The organism is Gilliamella sp. X-57, from assembly GCF_057063565.1.
This window is the reverse complement of record NZ_JBXSQI010000012.1, coordinates 46,585-65,600: the sequence shown is the minus strand read 5'-3', so window position 1 is coordinate 65,600 and position 19,016 is coordinate 46,585. Positions and strand designations below refer to the sequence as shown.

The 19,016-nt window shown below is 37.0% G+C and carries 16 protein-coding genes; 3 read left to right on the top strand and 13 right to left on the bottom strand.

Annotation, left to right across the window (positions count from 1 at the left end; genetic code table 11):
- Window positions 1-2 precede the first annotated feature (2 nt).
- From ACYIAL_RS06935 to pgk, 13 genes are all read right to left on the bottom strand, one after another.
- On the bottom strand, window positions 3-755 hold the full coding sequence (locus ACYIAL_RS06935) for a DUF4311 domain-containing protein (RefSeq protein WP_483747633.1): 753 nt from the start codon (window positions 753-755) through the stop codon (window positions 3-5).
- A 20-nt stretch (window positions 756-775) separates the two neighbouring features.
- Window positions 776-1,072 carry a DUF4312 family protein gene (locus ACYIAL_RS06930; protein ID WP_483751306.1) on the bottom strand — a complete coding sequence of 99 codons (297 nt, stop codon included), beginning with the start codon at window positions 1,070-1,072 and terminating at the stop codon, window positions 776-778.
- A gap of 13 nt (window positions 1,073-1,085) precedes the next feature.
- Complete coding sequence (locus ACYIAL_RS06925) at window positions 1,086-1,454, bottom strand: SFCGS family glycine-rich protein (RefSeq protein WP_174797499.1); 369 nt, start codon at window positions 1,452-1,454, stop codon at window positions 1,086-1,088.
- 46 nt (window positions 1,455-1,500) lie between these two features.
- Complete coding sequence (locus ACYIAL_RS06920) at window positions 1,501-1,830, bottom strand: transcriptional antiterminator (protein ID WP_483747635.1); 330 nt, start codon at window positions 1,828-1,830, stop codon at window positions 1,501-1,503.
- Between the two features lie 1,330 nt (window positions 1,831-3,160).
- Window positions 3,161-3,475: an antibiotic biosynthesis monooxygenase family protein gene (locus tag ACYIAL_RS06915; protein ID WP_174797501.1), complete on the bottom strand. Its 315-nt coding sequence runs from the start codon at window positions 3,473-3,475 to the stop codon at window positions 3,161-3,163.
- Window positions 3,476-3,556: 81 nt separating this feature from the next.
- Complete coding sequence (gene rpoC / locus ACYIAL_RS06910; protein WP_174797502.1) at window positions 3,557-7,774, bottom strand: DNA-directed RNA polymerase subunit beta'; 4,218 nt, start codon at window positions 7,772-7,774, stop codon at window positions 3,557-3,559.
- A gap of 90 nt (window positions 7,775-7,864) precedes the next feature.
- Window positions 7,865-11,893, bottom strand: a complete 4,029-nt coding sequence (gene rpoB, locus ACYIAL_RS06905; protein WP_483751305.1) for a DNA-directed RNA polymerase subunit beta — start codon at window positions 11,891-11,893, stop codon at window positions 7,865-7,867.
- Window positions 11,894-12,139: 246 nt separating this feature from the next.
- Entirely contained in the window at window positions 12,140-12,508 is a 369-nt protein-coding gene (gene rplL, locus ACYIAL_RS06900) for a 50S ribosomal protein L7/L12 (RefSeq protein WP_034884317.1), read from the bottom strand.
- A gap of 59 nt (window positions 12,509-12,567) precedes the next feature.
- Window positions 12,568-13,065: a 50S ribosomal protein L10 gene (gene rplJ, locus ACYIAL_RS06895; RefSeq protein WP_065638973.1), complete on the bottom strand. Its 498-nt coding sequence runs from the start codon at window positions 13,063-13,065 to the stop codon at window positions 12,568-12,570.
- Window positions 13,066-13,296: 231 nt separating this feature from the next.
- Window positions 13,297-13,998 carry a 50S ribosomal protein L1 gene (rplA, locus tag ACYIAL_RS06890; protein WP_065638974.1) on the bottom strand — a complete coding sequence of 234 codons (702 nt, stop codon included), beginning with the start codon at window positions 13,996-13,998 and terminating at the stop codon, window positions 13,297-13,299.
- 3 nt (window positions 13,999-14,001) lie between these two features.
- The gene (rplK, locus tag ACYIAL_RS06885; RefSeq protein ID WP_034884321.1) at window positions 14,002-14,430 is read right to left on the bottom strand and encodes a 50S ribosomal protein L11; all 429 of its coding nucleotides are present in this window, start codon (window positions 14,428-14,430) and stop codon (window positions 14,002-14,004) included.
- 186 nt (window positions 14,431-14,616) lie between these two features.
- The gene (gene fbaA / locus ACYIAL_RS06880) at window positions 14,617-15,696 is read right to left on the bottom strand and encodes a class II fructose-bisphosphate aldolase (RefSeq protein ID WP_065638975.1); all 1,080 of its coding nucleotides are present in this window, start codon (window positions 15,694-15,696) and stop codon (window positions 14,617-14,619) included.
- Window positions 15,697-15,769: 73 nt separating this feature from the next.
- Window positions 15,770-16,933, bottom strand: a complete 1,164-nt coding sequence (gene pgk, locus ACYIAL_RS06875; RefSeq protein ID WP_174797504.1) for a phosphoglycerate kinase — start codon at window positions 16,931-16,933, stop codon at window positions 15,770-15,772.
- A gap of 224 nt (window positions 16,934-17,157) precedes the next feature.
- Here pgk and rpsT point away from each other — a divergent pair, with 224 nt between their 5' ends.
- The 3 genes from rpsT to ACYIAL_RS06860 all read left to right on the top strand — a co-directional run bounded on the left by rpsT (window position 17,158) and on the right by ACYIAL_RS06860 (window position 19,009).
- Window positions 17,158-17,421, top strand: coding sequence for a 30S ribosomal protein S20 (gene rpsT, locus ACYIAL_RS06870; protein WP_065638977.1), 264 nt, complete (start codon window positions 17,158-17,160; stop codon window positions 17,419-17,421).
- A 120-nt stretch (window positions 17,422-17,541) separates the two neighbouring features.
- A complete protein-coding gene (locus ACYIAL_RS06865; protein WP_065638978.1) occupies window positions 17,542-18,156 on the top strand; it encodes an SPOR domain-containing protein in 615 nt (204 codons plus the stop codon).
- Between the two features lie 10 nt (window positions 18,157-18,166).
- Window positions 18,167-19,009 carry a virulence factor BrkB family protein gene (locus ACYIAL_RS06860; protein ID WP_483751304.1) on the top strand — a complete coding sequence of 281 codons (843 nt, stop codon included), beginning with the start codon at window positions 18,167-18,169 and terminating at the stop codon, window positions 19,007-19,009.
- Window positions 19,010-19,016 lie beyond the last annotated feature (7 nt).

The following is a 19,016-nucleotide window of genomic DNA, read 5'->3' as shown; positions in this document are numbered from 1 at the left end:
ATTTATTTACACCAATAAGATAGACCATTCCTAAATGAGTTAATCATCTTCATATCAAAACCACGGAAATATCCACTTATTACAAAGAGAATAATGACAGCCGCTAACATGATTTTCATCACACGATTCCAGCCACTATCATCTACGCCTTTTCCAATCAATATACCTAATACTAATCCAGGCACCGCATTGCCCATAATCAACTGCGCAAGCCCACCAAATAACGTGCCCCAAAAGCCACTACGACGCCCTGCATCTAATGCAGCTAACCAAAAAATAACAGGCATCACAGTTGCAACCAGTAAATTTGCCGCTGGAACAAGTACTTTAGTTGCAGTAATTTTTAGCGAATCGGGGATCACTGACGTAGTTGTATTTAAAAACAATACAACAATCACGCCGATAAATGCGCAAGCAAATGCCATTTTTTTAGGATCATGCAAAGTTTCAGCAAGATGACGATTTTTTATCATCAATAAAGCAGCCCCCCAGTTTGGAATAATTCGATGATCGACATCTTGGGTGAAAGAGCCGGCAGCAACTGATGAAGCCCATGCATTAAAAAAGAACCCTAAACCAAATGAAAAGTGCGCCGCAGGATCACCTTCACACGCGTTAAGCTCACCTAATGTACGAAACGCTCCCATACCTTGATACGTTGGCGCATGAAACATTCGAGCAGCCCCTGCACCAACCCCAAAACCACAAAGTCCACCGATGATAATAGACTTAAATGCAATAATTAAGATTTCCATAACTTCCCTTTCACATTATGTTATTCAGTGAGAAATTTAATATCACTTAAATCAACAAAAGTTACATTAACAGACACATCAAGTGTGATTTCATAAAAAGTCTTTTTTCTTGGCAAAAAAACAAACAAAAAACGTTCTATGGTTGTCTTTTCTATTGCTGATACAACTTGAATATCAATCGGATCAATTCGCAACATAATATTATTGGTATTTTTAAATACCTCTTTCTGAACCTGACTTAACGCAATAGCAAATGCTTGCTGCTTAGCATCACCATGACCTTTAACTCTTACAAGTATCTGCTCTTTTTTTTTCATGCTGATTTTCCGCTTATGAGCGTGGATATTTTTTCAGAAATGCTTTTGCAACACGTTGCCCTAGCTCTTCTGTGTCCATAAAGCCAAAACCGAGAACTTTACACCCATCATTGATGGCTGTTTCGCCCTCTTCAATTGATCGCATACCATGCCGTTGTGAATAACCATATTTATTTTGTGCCGTAATAGCACCAGCTCCACCACTACCGCAAAAAGAAAGCCCTAAATCGGCATTTTCGCTATTCATTACATCGCCTAGCTTCATATCTGCTGCCATACCAGAAATGACAATTGCACGACACCCCTCTACAGAATTAATGCCTTCTGCAATTTTTTGCCCTTTTCCCATTCTATCGCCAATAACAATGACTACGTCAGCCATAATATTTCTCCTGTTAATTATTGTTTTTTACTTGTCTAATAAACTTTTAATTTGCTTTAGCAACTTCATAATGAATTGCCAATAAATACGATTCCTCTATCGGTAAATTATCAAATAAATTCACTGTTTTGCGTGCGAGCGCTAAAGATTCTTCTGAAAGCTCATCAAATAATGCAGGGTCAACTTCAGGTAATTTTTCTAACGTTTTTGCCCGCTCAACCATTGCTTTTACATGTGAAAACAGCATCGCTTTTTGAACATCATTTTGAGTAATTTGATGCTGTGCTAACCAGCTATTGATAAGGTTAATGGTTTGTTTTGTGACTAACTCTGGTTCAAGATTATCTTCAATCATTCGAAATTTTATTTGAGTCATAGCAAATACTCATCTCTTATTGTTTTGAATTAGATGTTTTAAGCGTAAATCAAACAAGAGGTAATGTGGATAGAGAATTTTTCCATCAGCAAGAGGAAATTTGTTATAAAATGAGTTAAACGCATTAACAAATTGAGAGCGTGGTTATCAATACAAGGGGGTATTAGTTATAATCCATATTCAATTTTGTGAGTTAGATCATAATATTCGATCCTGATAAATATATTAAATAAAAATTATTGCTATAAATTTTTTAATTAGATGATGTGTAGGTAAACGCCAATTTGTTGACACTTGATAATTAAAATAAACTTCTAAAAATTCATAAGGTGCTTTATACAAAAGCGTTTTATGCAGTTTAACCATATAATAAACGTTAATAAATCACCAAAACTTTTGTTTTATTTATTTTTAATCTTTGAATATTTGCTGATTATGCCGCATATCCATTAAAGTGCGCATCACTTTTTCTGTTTTACCATTTTTTTGAAGTATTTTTTTAAAAAATTAATTTATAATATTTTTATTGTACTGCTTTAACAAATAGATGTTTGTCTATACCTTAATATTCGTATCCGTTATCTCAATAGGCACATTCAATGGCGTAAAGACATTGGGATAATGCTGCGTTTTGTAGAAACTGTACCGAGCTAAATTGTGATTTATTTGGATAAATACTCGCAGCTGTCGTAAAAAATCATCAATACCGACGAATAAACATTCTATAGTATGCTATCTTCTTTCATTTGTAAGTAACGGTGAATTTTTCGTCTCTACCTATAACATTTTTCCCCGATAGGTTTTGTTATAGTATTTAACTAAATTGATGACGGTTATTTTCTTTATGATGTCATAGCCCTCTCTTGCTAGTGATAAGATGTTAGTTATGTATTTTATGTATATTCATTAGCGTTACTCCTCAAATTACTGTAAATAGTGCGAGTAATTCCTACAGATGATGCCATTATTCAAAGAGCATAATGCCTATTTCTTTAACTTTTATTTTACTCATAGAGATGAACGATAGTTGCGTTTATATCGAGAATGATGATAACGGTAAACTGAGGATGTTAAAAAAGAACTGTTTATTTTCTGCAAAAAACACTCTGATAGGTTATTAATATTATTTAATTCTTATGCTTATATTTTAAATAAAATCAATCCATTATGCGGTAATTATTTTTTTAACTCAGCCAAATTCCAGATATCTTGTATTTTTGTTATTATGCTCTTTACGTTCAAATCGTTTTATTATTGCTCACAATACTTATGAATTATTGAGTGATGAATATTTAGCTTTATTGCTTTTTCATCATACTTAATATCGCATTTATTCAAGTATGACTTCGAAACACTCTAATTGTGCCGGTTCTAAGTAAATATCACTGCTATTTGGTCGGTTATTCGTATTACGGTGGGTATGCTTAAAGTGTTCAGAATTAACCCAAGCTTCAAAATCAGCCTTAGATTGCCACTCAGTAAATGAAGAAAATAGTGTATAATTTTCTTCTGTTTTTCCTTGTAAAAAGTAAAAACGGTTAAACCCTTTCATTTCTTTCAGATGGCTATCACGATTTCGCCATATTTCAATAAATGTATCTTCGCGACCCCGTTTAATTTTAAAACGGTTCATTACAATATACATACCAATCTCCTTTTATAGTTTTAAGCATAGCAAAAAAATAGCACGCCATGCGTGCTATTTTGTAAATTAAACCTAATGAGACTATTGATTCTCTTCAGCAGAGTTTAGTAATTCAGCTAAATTAGCAGTTGCTTCTTCCGCTGAAATTGTTGTTTGAACCTCATCAGTTGATGGCATTGCGCGTTTACGTAAGCGTTCTTTATGGTAAGCATAACCCGTACCAGCTGGAATTAATCGACCTACAATTACGTTTTCTTTTAAACCACGTAATTCGTCATTTTTACCAGCCACAGCTGCTTCGGTTAAGACGCGAGTTGTTTCTTGGAACGAAGCCGCAGAAATAAACGACTCAGTCGTTAGTGATGCTTTAGTAATACCAAGTAAATCGTGTAAATAAACAATTGGTTCTTTACCTTGCGCTTCAAGTTCACGGTTGATAATCTTCAAACGTGAAACTTCAAGTTGTTCACCTTCAAGTAGGCGTGAGCCACCCGGATGAATAACCGTTGCTTTACGTAACATTTGGCGTACGATAACTTCAATGTGTTTATCGTTAATTTTTACACCTTGTAGACGATAAACTTCTTGAACTTCGTTAACAATATATCGAGTTACCGCATTAACGCCACGTAGACGTAAAATATCATGCGCAGATTCAGGACCATCAGAAATCACATCACCACGGCCAACTTGTTCGCCTTCAAACACGTTAAGTTGACGCCATTTTGGAATCATCTCTTCATATGGTTCACTACCATCTAATGGCGTGATAATTAAGCGACGTTTACCTTTTGTCTCTTTACCGAATGAAATGATACCGTCAATTTCAGCCAAGATAGCCGGTTCTTTTGGCTTACGTGCTTCAAATAAATCAGCAACACGAGGTAAACCACCGGTGATATCTTTGGTACCAACAGATGCTTGTGGAATACGAGCAAGTGTATCACCAATATTGATTTCAGCACCATCTTCTAACTGTACTAATGCTTTACCAGGTAAAAAGTATTGCGCAAGCATTTCTGTACCAGCAAGATAGATATCATCACCTTTAGCATCAACAATTTTGATGGCTGGACGTAAATCTTTACCTACACCTGTACGTTCTGCTACATCTAATATTGCAATAGATGATAAACCAGTTAATTCATCAGTTTGACGAGTAATAGTTTGACCATCAACCATATCCACAAAACGAACAAAACCTTTAGTTTCAGAGATAACTGGCATAGTATGTGGATCCCAGTTAGCCACTGTTTCACCCGCATCAACCGCAACACCATTACCTTTACTTAAAATCGAACCATAAGGCACTTTGTAGGTTTCTTTCATTCGACCTAAGTCATCAATAATGGTTAATTCAGCATTACGTGAGGTAATTACCAGTTTCTTGTCTGGGTTAGTTACAAATTTAGCATTAGTTAATTTAATGCTACCTTTGTTTTTAACTTGAACACTTGATTCAGCAGCCGCTCGCGATGCCGCACCACCAATGTGGAACGTACGCATGGTTAACTGTGTACCTGGCTCACCGATTGATTGCGCCGCAATAACACCGATCGCTTCACCTTTATTGACCAAGTGACCGCGTGCTAAGTCACGACCATAACATTTTGCACACACACCAAAATCAGTATCACACGAAACCACTGAACGCACTTTAACGCTATCAACAGATTCTGCTTCAAGTAAGTCACATTTACTTTCATCAAGCAATGTGTTACGTGGGATTAAGATATCTGCACTACCAGGTTTTAATACATCTTCAGCCGCGACTCGACCTAACACTCGTTCACGAAGTGGCTCTTTAACATCACCGCCTTCAATAACAGGTGTCATCACCACACCCTCTAAGGTGCCACAGTCATCTTCAATCACCACTAAATCTTGTGCCACATCAACTAAACGTCGAGTTAAATAACCTGAGTTCGCTGTTTTTAAAGCAGTATCCGCAAGACCTTTACGCGCACCATGCGTAGAGATAAAGTATTGAAGTACGTTTAATCCTTCACGGAAGTTCGCAGTGATAGGCGTTTCGATAATCGAACCATCTGGTTTTGCCATCAAGCCACGCATACCAGCAAGCTGACGAATCTGTGCTGCAGAACCACGCGCACCAGAGTCGGCCATCATGTAAATGCTATTGAAAGAAGATTGAACTTCTTCTTCGCCTTCACGGTTAATTACTTTTTCAGTTGATAAGTTATCCATCATCGCTTTAGCAACGCGTTCATTAGCGGCAGCCCAAATATCGATAACTTTGTTATAACGTTCACCTGCAGTTACTAAACCAGATTGGAATTGCTCTTGAATTTCAGCAACTTCGATTTCAGCTTCGTTGATGATTTGTGATTTCTTCGCTGGAATTTCCATATCATCAATACCAACTGATACACCTGAACGCGCCGCATAAGCAAATCCAGTGTACATGATTTGGTCAGCTAAAATAACCGTATCTTTCATGCCTAATTGGCGATAACAGATATTTAAAATTTTAGAGATGGCTTTTTTACCCAAAGGTTGATTGATAACAGAGAAGCTCATCCCTTTTGGCATAATTAACCATAAAATTGCACGACCAACCGTTGTATCAACAACCGAGGTAGTATCTTCCCACTCTCCTACACTGTTACGTTGGCTTTCAGTAATACGGACTTTAACCTTGGCATGCAATTCAACTAGACCTAAACGATATAGCTTTTCAGCTTCTTTAGGACCGGTTAATATCATGCCTTCACCTTTGGCATTGACTTTATCACGAGTCATATAGTAAAGACCTAAAACCACGTCCTGTGAAGGAACGATGATAGGCTCACCACTTGCCGGCGAAAGAATATTGTTGGTTGACATCATTAACGCACGAGCTTCTAATTGTGCTTCTAACGTTAATGGAACGTGAACCGCCATCTGGTCACCATCGAAGTCAGCATTAAACGCAGCACAAACTAATGGGTGTAATTGAATGGCTTTACCTTCAATTAGAATCGGCTCAAATGCTTGAATACCTAATCTATGCAATGTTGGTGCACGGTTTAGTAATACTGGATGTTCACGGATAACTTCATCTAAGATATCCCATACAATTGCATCTTCACGCTCAACCATTTTCTTCGCTGCTTTAATGGTTGTTGCATAACCGCGACGCTCTAATTTACCGTAAATAAATGGTTTGAATAATTCAAGAGCCATCTTCTTCGGTAAACCACACTGATGCAAATGTAAGTATGGACCTACAGTAATTACAGAACGACCAGAATAGTCAACACGTTTACCTAATAAGTTTTGACGGAAACGACCTTGCTTACCTTTAATCATATCAGCAAGTGACTTCAATGGGCGTTTGTTTGAACCAGTAATTGCACGACCACGACGACCATTATCTAATAACGCATCGACAGATTCTTGTAACATACGTTTTTCATTACGTACAATGATATCCGGTGCAGCCAAGTCCAATAAACGTTTTAAACGGTTATTACGATTAATAACTCGACGATAAAGATCATTTAGATCTGATGTTGCAAAACGTCCGCCATCAAGTGGAACCAATGGGCGTAAATCTGGTGGCAATACAGGTAATACGTTCAGAATCATCCATTCAGGTTTATTTTCTGATTGAATAAATGCTTCAATAATCTTAATACGTTTTGTCAGCTTTTTACGCTTAGTTTCAGAATTAGTGGTAGCGAGTTCATCACGTAGTGCTTCACATTCTGCTTGCACATCAATATTACGTAATAACTCTTGGATAGCTTCTGCCCCCATGCGAGCATCAAATTCGTCACCAAACTCTTCTAACGCATCTAAATATTGTTCTTCAGTTAAAATCTGACCACGTTCAAGGTTCGTCATACCACCATCAAGAACCATAAATGATTCAAAATAAAGCACTCGCTCAATATCGCGAAGAGGCATATCAAGTAATAAACCGATACGAGATGGTAATGATTTTAAAAACCAGATATGGGCAGTTGGTGATGCTAGTTCAATGTGCCCCATACGTTCACGACGTACTTTAGCTTGAGTTACTTCAACTCCACATTTTTCACAAATTACACCACGGTGTTTTAAACGTTTATATTTTCCACATAAACACTCATAATCTTTTACTGGTCCAAAAATACGCGCACAAAACAATCCATCGCGCTCAGGTTTGAACGTACGATAATTAATTGTTTCAGGTTTTTTAACTTCACCAAAAGACCATGAACGAATCATATCAGGAGAAGCAAGGCCTATCTTGATAGCATCAAAATCTTCTGTTTTTGTTTGTGCTTTTAGAAACTTTAGTAAGTCTTTCACAATTGACTCCTATGGAGTTAAACCAATTAGATAACTTATTATTGCTAATAAGTTATCCCTATAAATAGAAATCATTTAAGTTAGCAAAAATTATTCTTCATCTAACTCGATATTAATACCTAGCGAACGGATCTCTTTTAATAGTACATTAAATGATTCTGGGATCGCAGGCTCCATACGATGATCACCATCTACAATATTTTTATACATCTTAGTACGGCCGTTTACGTCATCTGATTTAACGGTTAACATTTCTTGTAAGGTATAAGCTGCACCATATGCTTCAAGTGCCCATACTTCCATCTCACCAAAACGTTGACCACCAAATTGAGCTTTACCACCCAATGGTTGTTGAGTAACCAGACTGTATGAACCAGTAGAGCGGGCATGCATTTTGTCATCAACTAAGTGATTCAATTTAAGCATGTACATATAACCTACAGTAACTGGACGTTCAAATTGTTCACCTGTACGACCATCATACAACGTAATTTGACCAGAAGTTGGCAAATCACCCAGCTCTAGTAAGGCTTTAATTTCTTGCTCTTTGGCACCATCAAACACTGGTGTTGCTAGAGGCATACCATTACGCAAGTTTTGCGCTAAATTCATGACTTCTTGATCAGTAAATTCTGCTACATTAACTTTTTGTGCAGCCCCTAAGCCAAGATCATACGCTTTTTGAATAAACTCACGTAATTTAGCTAACTCTTGCTGTTCTTTTAACATCGCATCAATCTTCTGACCAATACCTTTAGCTGCCATACCCAAGTGAGTTTCTAGGATCTGTCCAATATTCATACGAGACGGAACACCTAGTGGATTTAATACGATATCAACAGGACGACCTTTGTCATCATATGGCATATCTTCAATTGGGTTAATTTTAGAGATAACCCCTTTGTTACCATGACGACCAGCCATCTTATCACCTGGCTGAATTTGACGTTTAACCGCTAAGTAAACTTTAACAATTTTGAGCACACCCGGTTGTAAATCATCACCTTGTGTGATCTTCATGCGTTTAGCTTCAAGTTTTTTATTAAATTCAGCTTTGATTTCTTCGTGCTGTTCAGCAAGCTGTTCTAATTGAGCTTGTTTATCTTCATTTGCAATACCGATTGTTAACCATTTTTCACGTGGTAAAGCATCTAATTTATCAGCTTTAATTCCACCCGAAATTAGTACATCACGAATACGAGCAAACAATGCAGCTTCTAAGATTTTAAGTTCTTCAGTTAAATCTTTTCTTGCCTGTTTAAGTTGCATCTCTTCGATTTCAAGCGCACGTTTATCTTTTTGTACACCGTCACGAGTAAACACTTGAACATCAATAACTGTACCTGAAACACCATTCGGTACGCGCAATGAAGTATCTTTAACATCAGATGCTTTTTCACCAAAAATTGCACGAAGCAATTTTTCTTCTGGCGTTAATTGTGTTTCACCTTTAGGAGTTACTTTACCGACCAGAATATCGCCACCTTGAACTTCAGCACCGATATAAACAATACCTGATTCATCAAGTTTAGATAATGCTGCTTCACCAACATTTGGAATATCCGCAGTAATCTCTTCTGCGCCTAACTTCGTATCACGAGAAATACAAGATAATTCTTGAATATGAATTGATGTAAAACGGTCATCTTGTACCACTTTTTCAGAAACTAAAATAGAATCCTCAAAGTTGTAACCATTCCATGGCATGAAAGCCACTCGCATGTTTTGACCTAATGCCAATTCACCTAAGTCAGTTGATGGACCATCGGCAAGCACATCACCACGTTCAACTTTTTCGCCTAGTTCCACACATGGAATTTGATTGATACAAGTGTTTTGGTTAGAACGGGTATATTTAGTTAAGTTATAAATATCAATACCGGTTTCACCCGCATATATTTCATCAGCGTTAACATTAACCACAATACGTGAAGCATCAACATATTGAACTGTACCACCACGGCGAGCAACAGCCGTTACCCCTGAGTCAACAGCCACTGCACGTTCCATTCCCGTTCCAACAAACGGTTTTTCCGCTTTTAACGTTGGTACTGCCTGACGTTGCATGTTCGCACCCATTAAGGCACGGTTCGCATCATCATGTTCAAGGAATGGAATTAATGATGCACCAACTGATACGATTTGCTGGGTTGATACGTCCATATAATGAACTTGTTCTGGACTATACAAGCCTGATTCACCATTTAAACGACAAGTTACTAAATCTTCTTTAAAACGGCCATCTTCATCAAGGTTTGAGTTTGCCTGAGCGATTACAAATTCACTTTCATCAATCGCTGATAAATAATTAATTTCGTCAGTTACGACACCTTCAATCACTCGACGGTATGGTGTTTCTAAAAATCCATACTCATTGGTACGAGCATAAACCGCTAATGAGTTAATTAAACCGATATTTGGACCTTCAGGCGTTTCGATTGGACATACACGACCATAATGCGTTGGATGTACGTCACGTACTTCGAACCCTGCTCGTTCACGTGTTAAACCACCTGGACCTAATGCTGAAATACGACGTTTATGCGTAATTTCAGATAATGGATTGTTTTGATCCATAAATTGAGATAGCTGACTTGAACCAAAAAATTCACGAATCGCTGCTGAAATTGGTTTAGCATTAATCATATCTTGTGGCATTAGTGAATCAAGATCACCTAAAGATAAGCGCTCTTTCACTGCTCGCTCAACACGAACTAAACCAATACGGAATTGGTTTTCTGCCATTTCGCCAACACTACGAATACGACGATTACCTAAATGGTCGATATCATCAACTTCACCGTGACCGTTACGAATAGCGATTAATTTCTTCATTACGTCAACGATATCATCTTTCGTTAAAACGCTTTCGCCTTCAATATCATCACGCCCTAAAGAACGGTTGAACTTCATACGCCCAACAGCGGATAAATCATAACGTTCGTCAGAGAAGAATAAATTATCAAATAGCCCTTCAGCAGCTTCTTTTGTTGGCGGTTCACCCGGACGCATCATGCGATAAATTTCAACTAACGCACCTAGTCGATCACGAGTTGAATCCACATTTAATGTTTCAGAAATAAATGCACCATGATCTAAATCATTGGTGAATAAGGTTTCTATTTTTTTATATCCAGCATTGGTTAATTGAAGTAATAGCTCTAATGAGATTGGTGTATTAGCAAAAGCAATAACCTCTCCCGTAGCTTCGTCAACATAATTTTTAGCAAGAACTTTATTAACGATATATTCAACTGGTACATCAATTTTGCTAACTTTGTCTTTTTCTAATTCACGAATGTGACGAGCTGTAATACGTCGGCCTTTTTCAGCATAAATTTTACCTTTTGATTCAATATCAAATAGCGCTGTATCGCCACGTAAACGCTCTGGAACAAGATCCATCTTTAACTTAGATTTGCTAACTTCAAAAATAGTTTTTTCAAAGAAGATATCTAAAATTTCTTCTGTTTCATAACCTAACGCACGCAAAATAATTGTTGCTGGAAGTTTACGACGACGGTCAATACGAGCAAAAAGATTATCTTTTGGATCAAATTCAAAATCAAGCCAAGAGCCACGATAAGGAATAATTCGAGCATTATATAAAACTTTACCAGAAGAGTGTGTTTTACCTTTATCACTATCAAAGAACACACCAGGACTACGATGTAATTGTGATACGATTACACGCTCTGTACCGTTAATCACAAATGTACCATTGTCCGTCATTAAAGGGATTTCACCCATGTAGACATCTTGCTCTTTAATATCTTTAACTGTTCCTTCTGGCGCATCTTTATCATAAATAACTAAACGTAATTTTACGCGCAACGGTGCTGAGTAAGTGATCCCTCTAATTTGACATTCTTTAACATCAAACACAGGTTCGCCCATCTTAAAGCTCACGTATTGCAACTCAGCGTTACCACTATAACTTTTTATCGGAAATATTGAACGGAACGCAGCTTCTAAGCCATATTGACCCTCTGGATCTTGCTCAATAAATTTCTGGAACGAATCAAGTTGAATAGAAAGAAGATACGGTATATCCAAGACTTGTGGACGCTTACCAAAATTCTTACGAATTCGTTTTTTCTCGGTATAAGAGTAAACCATTAGTTCCTCAACTTGCTTATCTGCTATTCTAGCATGATTAAATATTCATCAGGCGTACTATCGCTAACTGATGGCACCTGACACCTCATCGAAAATATCTATAAATATCAATTGATTAGGCTTAATAAATATACTATTTCTATATTACTTTTATTGATAATCTTCAAATAAAATTCTTTAACTTATTATAGCGCAAAAAGGCTGGAGGTATAAAACCCCCAGCCATTTATCGTATTATCGATAAACTTATTTAAGTTCGACAACTGCACCAGATTCTTCAAGTGCCTTTTTAAGTTCATCTGCATCAGCTTTGCTAACGCCTTCTTTAACTGTTGCTGGAGCTGATTCAACAAGATCTTTAGCTTCTTTTAAGCCTAAACCTGTTGCACCACGAACAGCTTTGATAACAGCTACTTTATTAGCACCAACATCTTTTAAGATTACATCAAATTCAGTTTTTTCTTCTGCTGCTTCAGCTGGACCTGCCGCTGCAACTGCAACTGCTGCAGCTGCAGAAACGCCAAATTTTTCTTCCATCATTGATACAAGTTCAACAACGTCCATAACAGACATTTCAGCAACTGCATCTAAAATTTGTTCTTTAGTGATAGACATAATATAGTTTCCTAAATTTACATTTTTTTAATTGATAATATTCATAATCAAACTGACAATTAAGCAGCTTCTTTTTGATCACGAACCGCCGCAAGAGTGCGAACCAATTTGCCAGCTGCGGCTTCTTTCATGGTTGACATCAAGCGAGCTAATGCTTCTTCATAAGTAGGTAATGTTGCTAAGCGATCAATGTTCGCTGCAGTAATTAACTCACCTTCAAAGGCTGCGGCTTTAATCTCAAATTTGTCATTTTCTTTCGCAAACGCCTTAAAAAGACGCGCTGCAGCACCTGGGTGCTCATTTGAAAATGCAATTAGAGTTGGACCAACAAACGTATCTTTTAAACACTCGTATTGAGTACCCTCAACAATACGGCGCAATAGCGTATTACGAACAACACGCATATAAACACCCGCTTCACGAGCAGATTTACGTAATGCAGTCATTTTTTCTACAGTCACGCCACGAGAATCAGCGACAACTGCAGATAGCGCACCTTTGGCGATTTCATTAACTTCAGCAACAATTTCTTGTTTATTTTGAAGATTTAGTGCCATTGGTATTGCTCCTGGATTATACTAGGCAAAAGCCTAGACTAATTTTCACTAGCTACAAATGTAACTAGCACAACCACGATGAGCAGAATCCTTCTATATATATCTTATCAGGTTCTGTCACCGTCTACGTAGGAAAATTAAGTAGTTAAACTTCAACTACACCTACGGTCTTGGACGGGGTCTGGTTAAGGCCAGACACCAACCGATTTCTTTGTTTAACGATAAAAATGATTAAACAGTTGCATTTAATGTTGCTTGATCAATAGCAACACCAGCGCCCATTGTAGTTGAAAGACTCACTTTCTTAACAAATACACCTTTAGAAGATGCTGGTTTTGCACGTTTTAACGCAACAAGTAATGCTTCTAAATTTTCTTTAAGCTTATCTGCATCAAAATCAGCTTTACCGATAGTTGTATGGATAATACCATTTTTATCATTACGGTAACGAATCTGACCCGCTTTAGCATTTTTTACAGCTTCAGCAACGTTAGGGGTAACAGTCCCAACTTTAGGATTTGGCATTAAACCGCGAGGTCCTAAAATTTGACCTAATTGACCAACAACACGCATAGCGTCAGGTGATGCAATAACAACATCAAAATCCATTTCGCCTTTTTTAATTTGATCAGCAAGATCGTCCATACCTACTAATTCAGCACCCGCTTCTTTAGCTGCTTCTGCATTTGCGCCTTGAGTAAAGACAGCAACGCGCACACTGCGTCCAGTACCATGTGGCAGTACAATTGCACCACGAACATTTTGGTCTGATTTACGTGAATCAATACCTAAATTAACGGCAACGTCAACACTTTCTGTAAATTTAGCGGTAGCGAGTTCTTTTAATAACGCGATAGCTTCATTAATTTCATATTGCTTAGTCGCATTCACTTTTTCGCGGATAAGTTTAGCTTTCTTAGATAATTTAGCCATTGATTAACCCTCCACTTCCAAACCCATTGAACGAGCTGTTCCTTCAATAGAACGCATCATCGTTTCAATGGTAGCACCATTCATATCTGCAGCTTTTAATTCAGCGATTTCGCGAATTTGCGCACTTGTCACTTTACCTACTTTCTTCTTGTTAGGTTCGCCTGAACCAGATTTGATTTTAGCGGCTTTCTTTAATAAAACTGCAGCTGGAGGCGTTTTAGTTACAAATGTAAATGAACGGTCTGAATATACTGTAATTACAACAGGGATTGGTAATCCTTTTTCCATGCTTTCTGTTTTTGCATTAAACGCTTTACAGAATTCCATGATATTAACACCGTGCTGACCAAGAGCTGGACCAACTGGTGGACTAGGATTCGCTGCACCAGCTGCAACTTGCAACTTGATGTAAGCTTGTACTTTTTTTGCCATTTTTAGTTTCCTTTGCTCGGGTGCAAACGCCTCTATTAATAATAACTATTAATAAATAGACAGCTCCCCTAAGTTAAATGAGGGCAAGATTATCCTATAACCCAAATAAAAAAGCAAGATTTATTTAAGAACAGATAAATTAAAAGCAAGGCAAATACCTTGCTTTTAGTCTTAATACCAATAATGTTAAAGAACGTTAACTGCGTTAAGCTCTTTGAATGCAAGTTCTAAACGAGCAATTAAAGAATCTTGACCTTTGCGTAGCCATACACGCGGATCGTAGTATTTTTTATTTGGAGCATCAATACCTTCTGGATTGCCTAATTGACCTTGTAAATATGCCTCATTTGCTTTGTAGTAATCTAAAACACCTGCCCAGTTAGCCCATTGGGTATCTGTATCAATATTCATTTTGATTACACCATAACTGACTGCTTCAGCAATTTCTTCTGGCGTTGAACCTGAACCGCCATGGAAAACAAAATTCAATGATTTTGCAGGTAAGTTAAACTTTTCTGATACATATTTTTGTGAGTTATCTAGAATTTTTGGTGTTAATTTAACATTACCTGGTTTATAAACACCATGCACATTACCAAATGACGCAGCAATAGTAAAACGAGGACTAATCGCACTTAAACGCTCATAAGCATAAGCCACATCTTCTGGTTGAGTATAAAGCGCTGAGCTATCCATATGACTATTATCAACACCATCTTCTTCGCCGCCAGTACATCCTAATTCTAACTCCAATGTCATTTTCATTGCAGACATACGAGCAAGATATTGACAACAAATATCAATGTTATCTTTTAGTGACTCTTCTGAAAGATCAATCATATGGGAAGAAAACAGTGGTTTACCTGTTTTTGCAAAGTGCGTTTCACCAGCGTCAAGTAATCCATCTACCCATGGTAGTAATTTTTTAGCACAATGATCAGTATGTACAATAACTGGCACACCATACTTTTCAGCCATAAGGTGAACATGTTTTGCACCAGAAATCGCACCTAAGACTGCACATTCTTGTCCTTCAAGTTTTAGACCTTTACCTGCAATAAACTGAGCGCCACCATTTGAAAATTGAACAATGACTGGTGATCCAACTTTAGCAGCAGTTTCAATAACCGCATTGATTGTATTTGTATCAACACAGTTTACTGCTGGTAATGCAAAGTTATTATCGCGAGCGATTTGAAACACTTTTTGAACATCATCACCAGTCACAACACCAGGTTTAACAACATCAGAAATCTTAGTAGCCATTTTATTACCTATAAATTTATTTAAAAAAATTAAAGGATGAGTAATTGACTCATCCTTTTACTGAACTTAAATACTACGCTTTCGCTCTCGCTTCCAACATTGCAACAGCAGGTAGCTTTTTACCTTCAACAAACTCAAGGAAAGCACCGCCACCAGTTGAAATATAAGAAATCTTGTCTTCAATACCAAATAGATCAATTGCAGCTAATGTATCACCACCACCAGCGATTGAAAATCCTTCGCTATCAGCAATCGCTTTGGCAACAATTTCAGTTCCACGACGGAAGTTAGCAAATTCAAAAACACCGACAGGGCCATTCCATAAAATGGTTTTTGCATTTTTGATGATATTTGCTAATACCTCTGCTGATTTATCACCTAAATCAAGAATTTGTTCATTTTCTTTAACATCTTGAACTGATTTTTCAGTAGCTACTGCTGTTTCACTAAATTCAGTTGCAACACGCACATCGGTTGGAACTGGAATTTCACAATTAGCCATTAATTTTTTAGCTTCTGGGATTAAGTCTGCTTCATAAAGAGATTTACCTACATTATAACCTTCTGCGGCAATAAAGGTGTTCGCAATACCACCGCCCACAATAATTTGGTCAGCAATTTTTGATAGCGAATCAAGCACAGTTAATTTAGTTGATACTTTTGAACCAGCAACAATCGCAACCATTGGGCGAGCAGGATTATCAAGGGCTTTACCTAAAGCATCAAGTTCTGCCGCTAGTAATGGTCCGGCACAAGCAACTGGAGCAAATTTACCCGCGCCATGAGTAGATGCCTGAGCGCGGTGAGCAGTACCAAATGCATCCATCACATAAATATCACAAAGAGCGGCATATTTTTTAGATAAAGTTTCATCATCTTTGCTTTCGCCAACATTAAAACGGACGTTTTCAAGAACAACTAATTCACCTTCTTTAACATCAACACCATCTAGGTAATCTTTTACTAAACGAACAGGGAATGACACATGCTCTTTTAAATAATCAACAACAGGTTGTAAAGAGAAATCAGGGTTATATTCGCCTTCTGTTGGTCGACCGATATGAGAGGTAACCATTACCTTAGCACCTTTTTTGATGGCATCTTCAATAGTAGGTAATGATGCTTTGATACGCGCATCGGAAGTGACCTTACCATTTTTAACCGGCACATTAAGATCTGAGCGAATGAATAAACGTTTTCCTTTTAGATCAAGATCTTGCATTCTAATAATAGACATGATACTTCCTCTTATAAAATAGAATAAAAATAAAACTTTCGATATTCTAACATAAAATTTCTTTTTAGGTTATAGGCTTTATTGGTCGAATAGTAAACATTTATTATAGAGATAAAAATTACCGATCATATTTTTTATGCAACAGCATTGACAAAAGAGAGAAAATCAGGCATATTTTGCCACCTTATTAATATGTAATTTTTATACAAACTTGGGAGTTGACTTTGGCTAATATCAAATCAGCTAAGAAACGTGCGGTTCAATCCGAAAAACGTCGTAAACATAATGCTAGTAACCGTTCAATGATGCGTACTTATATTAAAAAAGTTTACGCCGCTGTTGCAGCTGGTGATAAACAAACAGCTGAAGTAGCATTCAAAGACATGCAAGCAGTTGTTGACCGTCAAGCGGCTCGTGGCTTAATCCACAAAAATAAAGCAGCACGTCATAAAGCGAATTTAATTAAACACATTAAAGCATTAGCTTAACAGTTTTATCTGTTAACTATCATAGTTAAAGAAAATGACAAAAAGTGGTGTAAGCCACTTTTTTTATTTGTATACTAACTGTTTATGCAATGTTAATAAAATAATAGAAGAGAGTCTATTGTGGTTCAGCGTGATTATGTGAGAAAAAAGAGCCAACCTAAAAAAAATAAGTCACGAAACAAGCCTAATTTGATGATATTCTTGGCGATTATTGTCATTATTCTATTTTCCGCGATTCTCTATTTTGTTGTAAATAATGCCCCTAAAAAAAATGTTAAACCACCAAAAGCAAAAACTCAGCCTCCAGTGATAACATTACCCGAACAACCCCAAGAGCGTTGGACATATCTTAAAGAATTAGAAACGCCTAATGCAAACTATGGTTCCACATCAAGTTCAATTGCTAGAGAAAGACAACAAATCTTAGATAGCTTTGTCAATAGCACTCGTACAATTACACCTTCCTCGCAAGAAAATACAGCGACGAAAAATCAGTCATCAAATGCCACATCACAAACTATGACTAAATGGCTACTACAATGTGGCGCATTTAAGGATAAATCCAATGCTGATACACTAAAAGCTAAACTTGCAATGACAGGCTTTAGTGGCAATATATCTTCAGGTCAATTATATCGAGTCACAGTAGGGCCATATAGCAGTAAACAAGAAGCAAATAAGGTATTAAACTCATTAAATAGTAATGGGATTAATGATTGTGTTATTTCTAACTAGAAAAAAGACAATGAAAGCACTTCAGCAAATACAACTTTTTACGAAAATGTTATGGACTCGTATTAACCAAGATCGTCTAACAACCTCTTCTGCAGGACTTGCTTATACGACGATACTTGCGCTAGTACCGCTTATTACCGTTATTTTTTCTTTATTGTCTGCGTTTCCAATGTTTAATGAAATTAGTCATTCATTAAAACAATTAATTTATAATAATCTTGTCCCTACCGCCAGTGATACTATCCAAAATTATCTAGAGCAATTCATCACCAATACTAAACAAATGACATTTGTTGGCATAATAGGGTTGATTGTGACCTCACTATTGCTTATCAACTCAATTAATACAGCACTTAATCGTATCTGGAAAACCAAACGAAAACGCGCTTTCATGTACAATCTAACTATGTATTGGACGATACTAACCTTAGGTCCTATTTTAGTTGGATCTAGTGTGGCCGTAAGCTCTTACATCTTTTCAATGCAATGGTTATCAACGGCAGCAACGGGTAATATACTACTTAATTGTTTACCATTTTTTATTTCTGTGGTTGGGTTTTGGTTACTCTATAGCATTATTCCTACCGAATCTGTACCTTTTAAAGAATCAATGATTGGTGCTATTATCGCTGCAATATTATTTGAATTAGGTAAACGAGCATTTGCGTTATATGTTACTTCATTCCCTACTTATCAAATCATTTACGGTGTAGTATCATCCATTCCCATTATGTTAGTTTGGATCTACTTTTCTTGGTGTATTGTTTTGTTCGGTGCCGAGTTTGCAGCAACCTTAACTGACTATAATCGACGAAAAAAGCCTGTTGTTGATAATCCCCCTTTACCGGAGTAATTAATTT

Bases quoted from the DNA above. Each gene is read 5' to 3' on its own strand.
- ACYIAL_RS06935 (WP_483747633.1), bottom strand. From the start codon at position 755: ATGGAAATCTTAATTATTGCATTTAAGTCTATTATCATCGGTGGACTT.
- ACYIAL_RS06930 (WP_483751306.1), bottom strand. From the start codon at position 1,072: ATGAAAAAAAAAGAGCAGATACTTGTAAGAGTTAAAGGTCATGGTGAT.
- ACYIAL_RS06925 (WP_174797499.1), bottom strand. From the start codon at position 1,454: ATGGCTGACGTAGTCATTGTTATTGGCGATAGAATGGGAAAAGGGCAA.
- ACYIAL_RS06920 (WP_483747635.1), bottom strand. From the start codon at position 1,830: ATGACTCAAATAAAATTTCGAATGATTGAAGATAATCTTGAACCAGAG.
- ACYIAL_RS06915 (WP_174797501.1), bottom strand. From the start codon at position 3,475: ATGTATATTGTAATGAACCGTTTTAAAATTAAACGGGGTCGCGAAGAT.
- rpoB (WP_483751305.1), bottom strand. From the start codon at position 11,893: ATGGTTTACTCTTATACCGAGAAAAAACGAATTCGTAAGAATTTTGGT.
- rplL (WP_034884317.1), bottom strand. From the start codon at position 12,508: ATGTCTATCACTAAAGAACAAATTTTAGATGCAGTTGCTGAAATGTCT.
- rplJ (WP_065638973.1), bottom strand. From the start codon at position 13,065: ATGGCACTAAATCTTCAAAATAAACAAGAAATTGTTGCTGAAGTTAAT.
- rplA (WP_065638974.1), bottom strand. From the start codon at position 13,998: ATGGCTAAATTATCTAAGAAAGCTAAACTTATCCGCGAAAAAGTGAAT.
- rplK (WP_034884321.1), bottom strand. From the start codon at position 14,430: ATGGCAAAAAAAGTACAAGCTTACATCAAGTTGCAAGTTGCAGCTGGT.
- fbaA (WP_065638975.1), bottom strand. From the start codon at position 15,696: ATGGCTACTAAGATTTCTGATGTTGTTAAACCTGGTGTTGTGACTGGT.
- pgk (WP_174797504.1), bottom strand. From the start codon at position 16,933: ATGTCTATTATTAGAATGCAAGATCTTGATCTAAAAGGAAAACGTTTA.
- ACYIAL_RS06860 (WP_483751304.1), top strand. From the start codon at position 18,167: ATGAAAGCACTTCAGCAAATACAACTTTTTACGAAAATGTTATGGACT.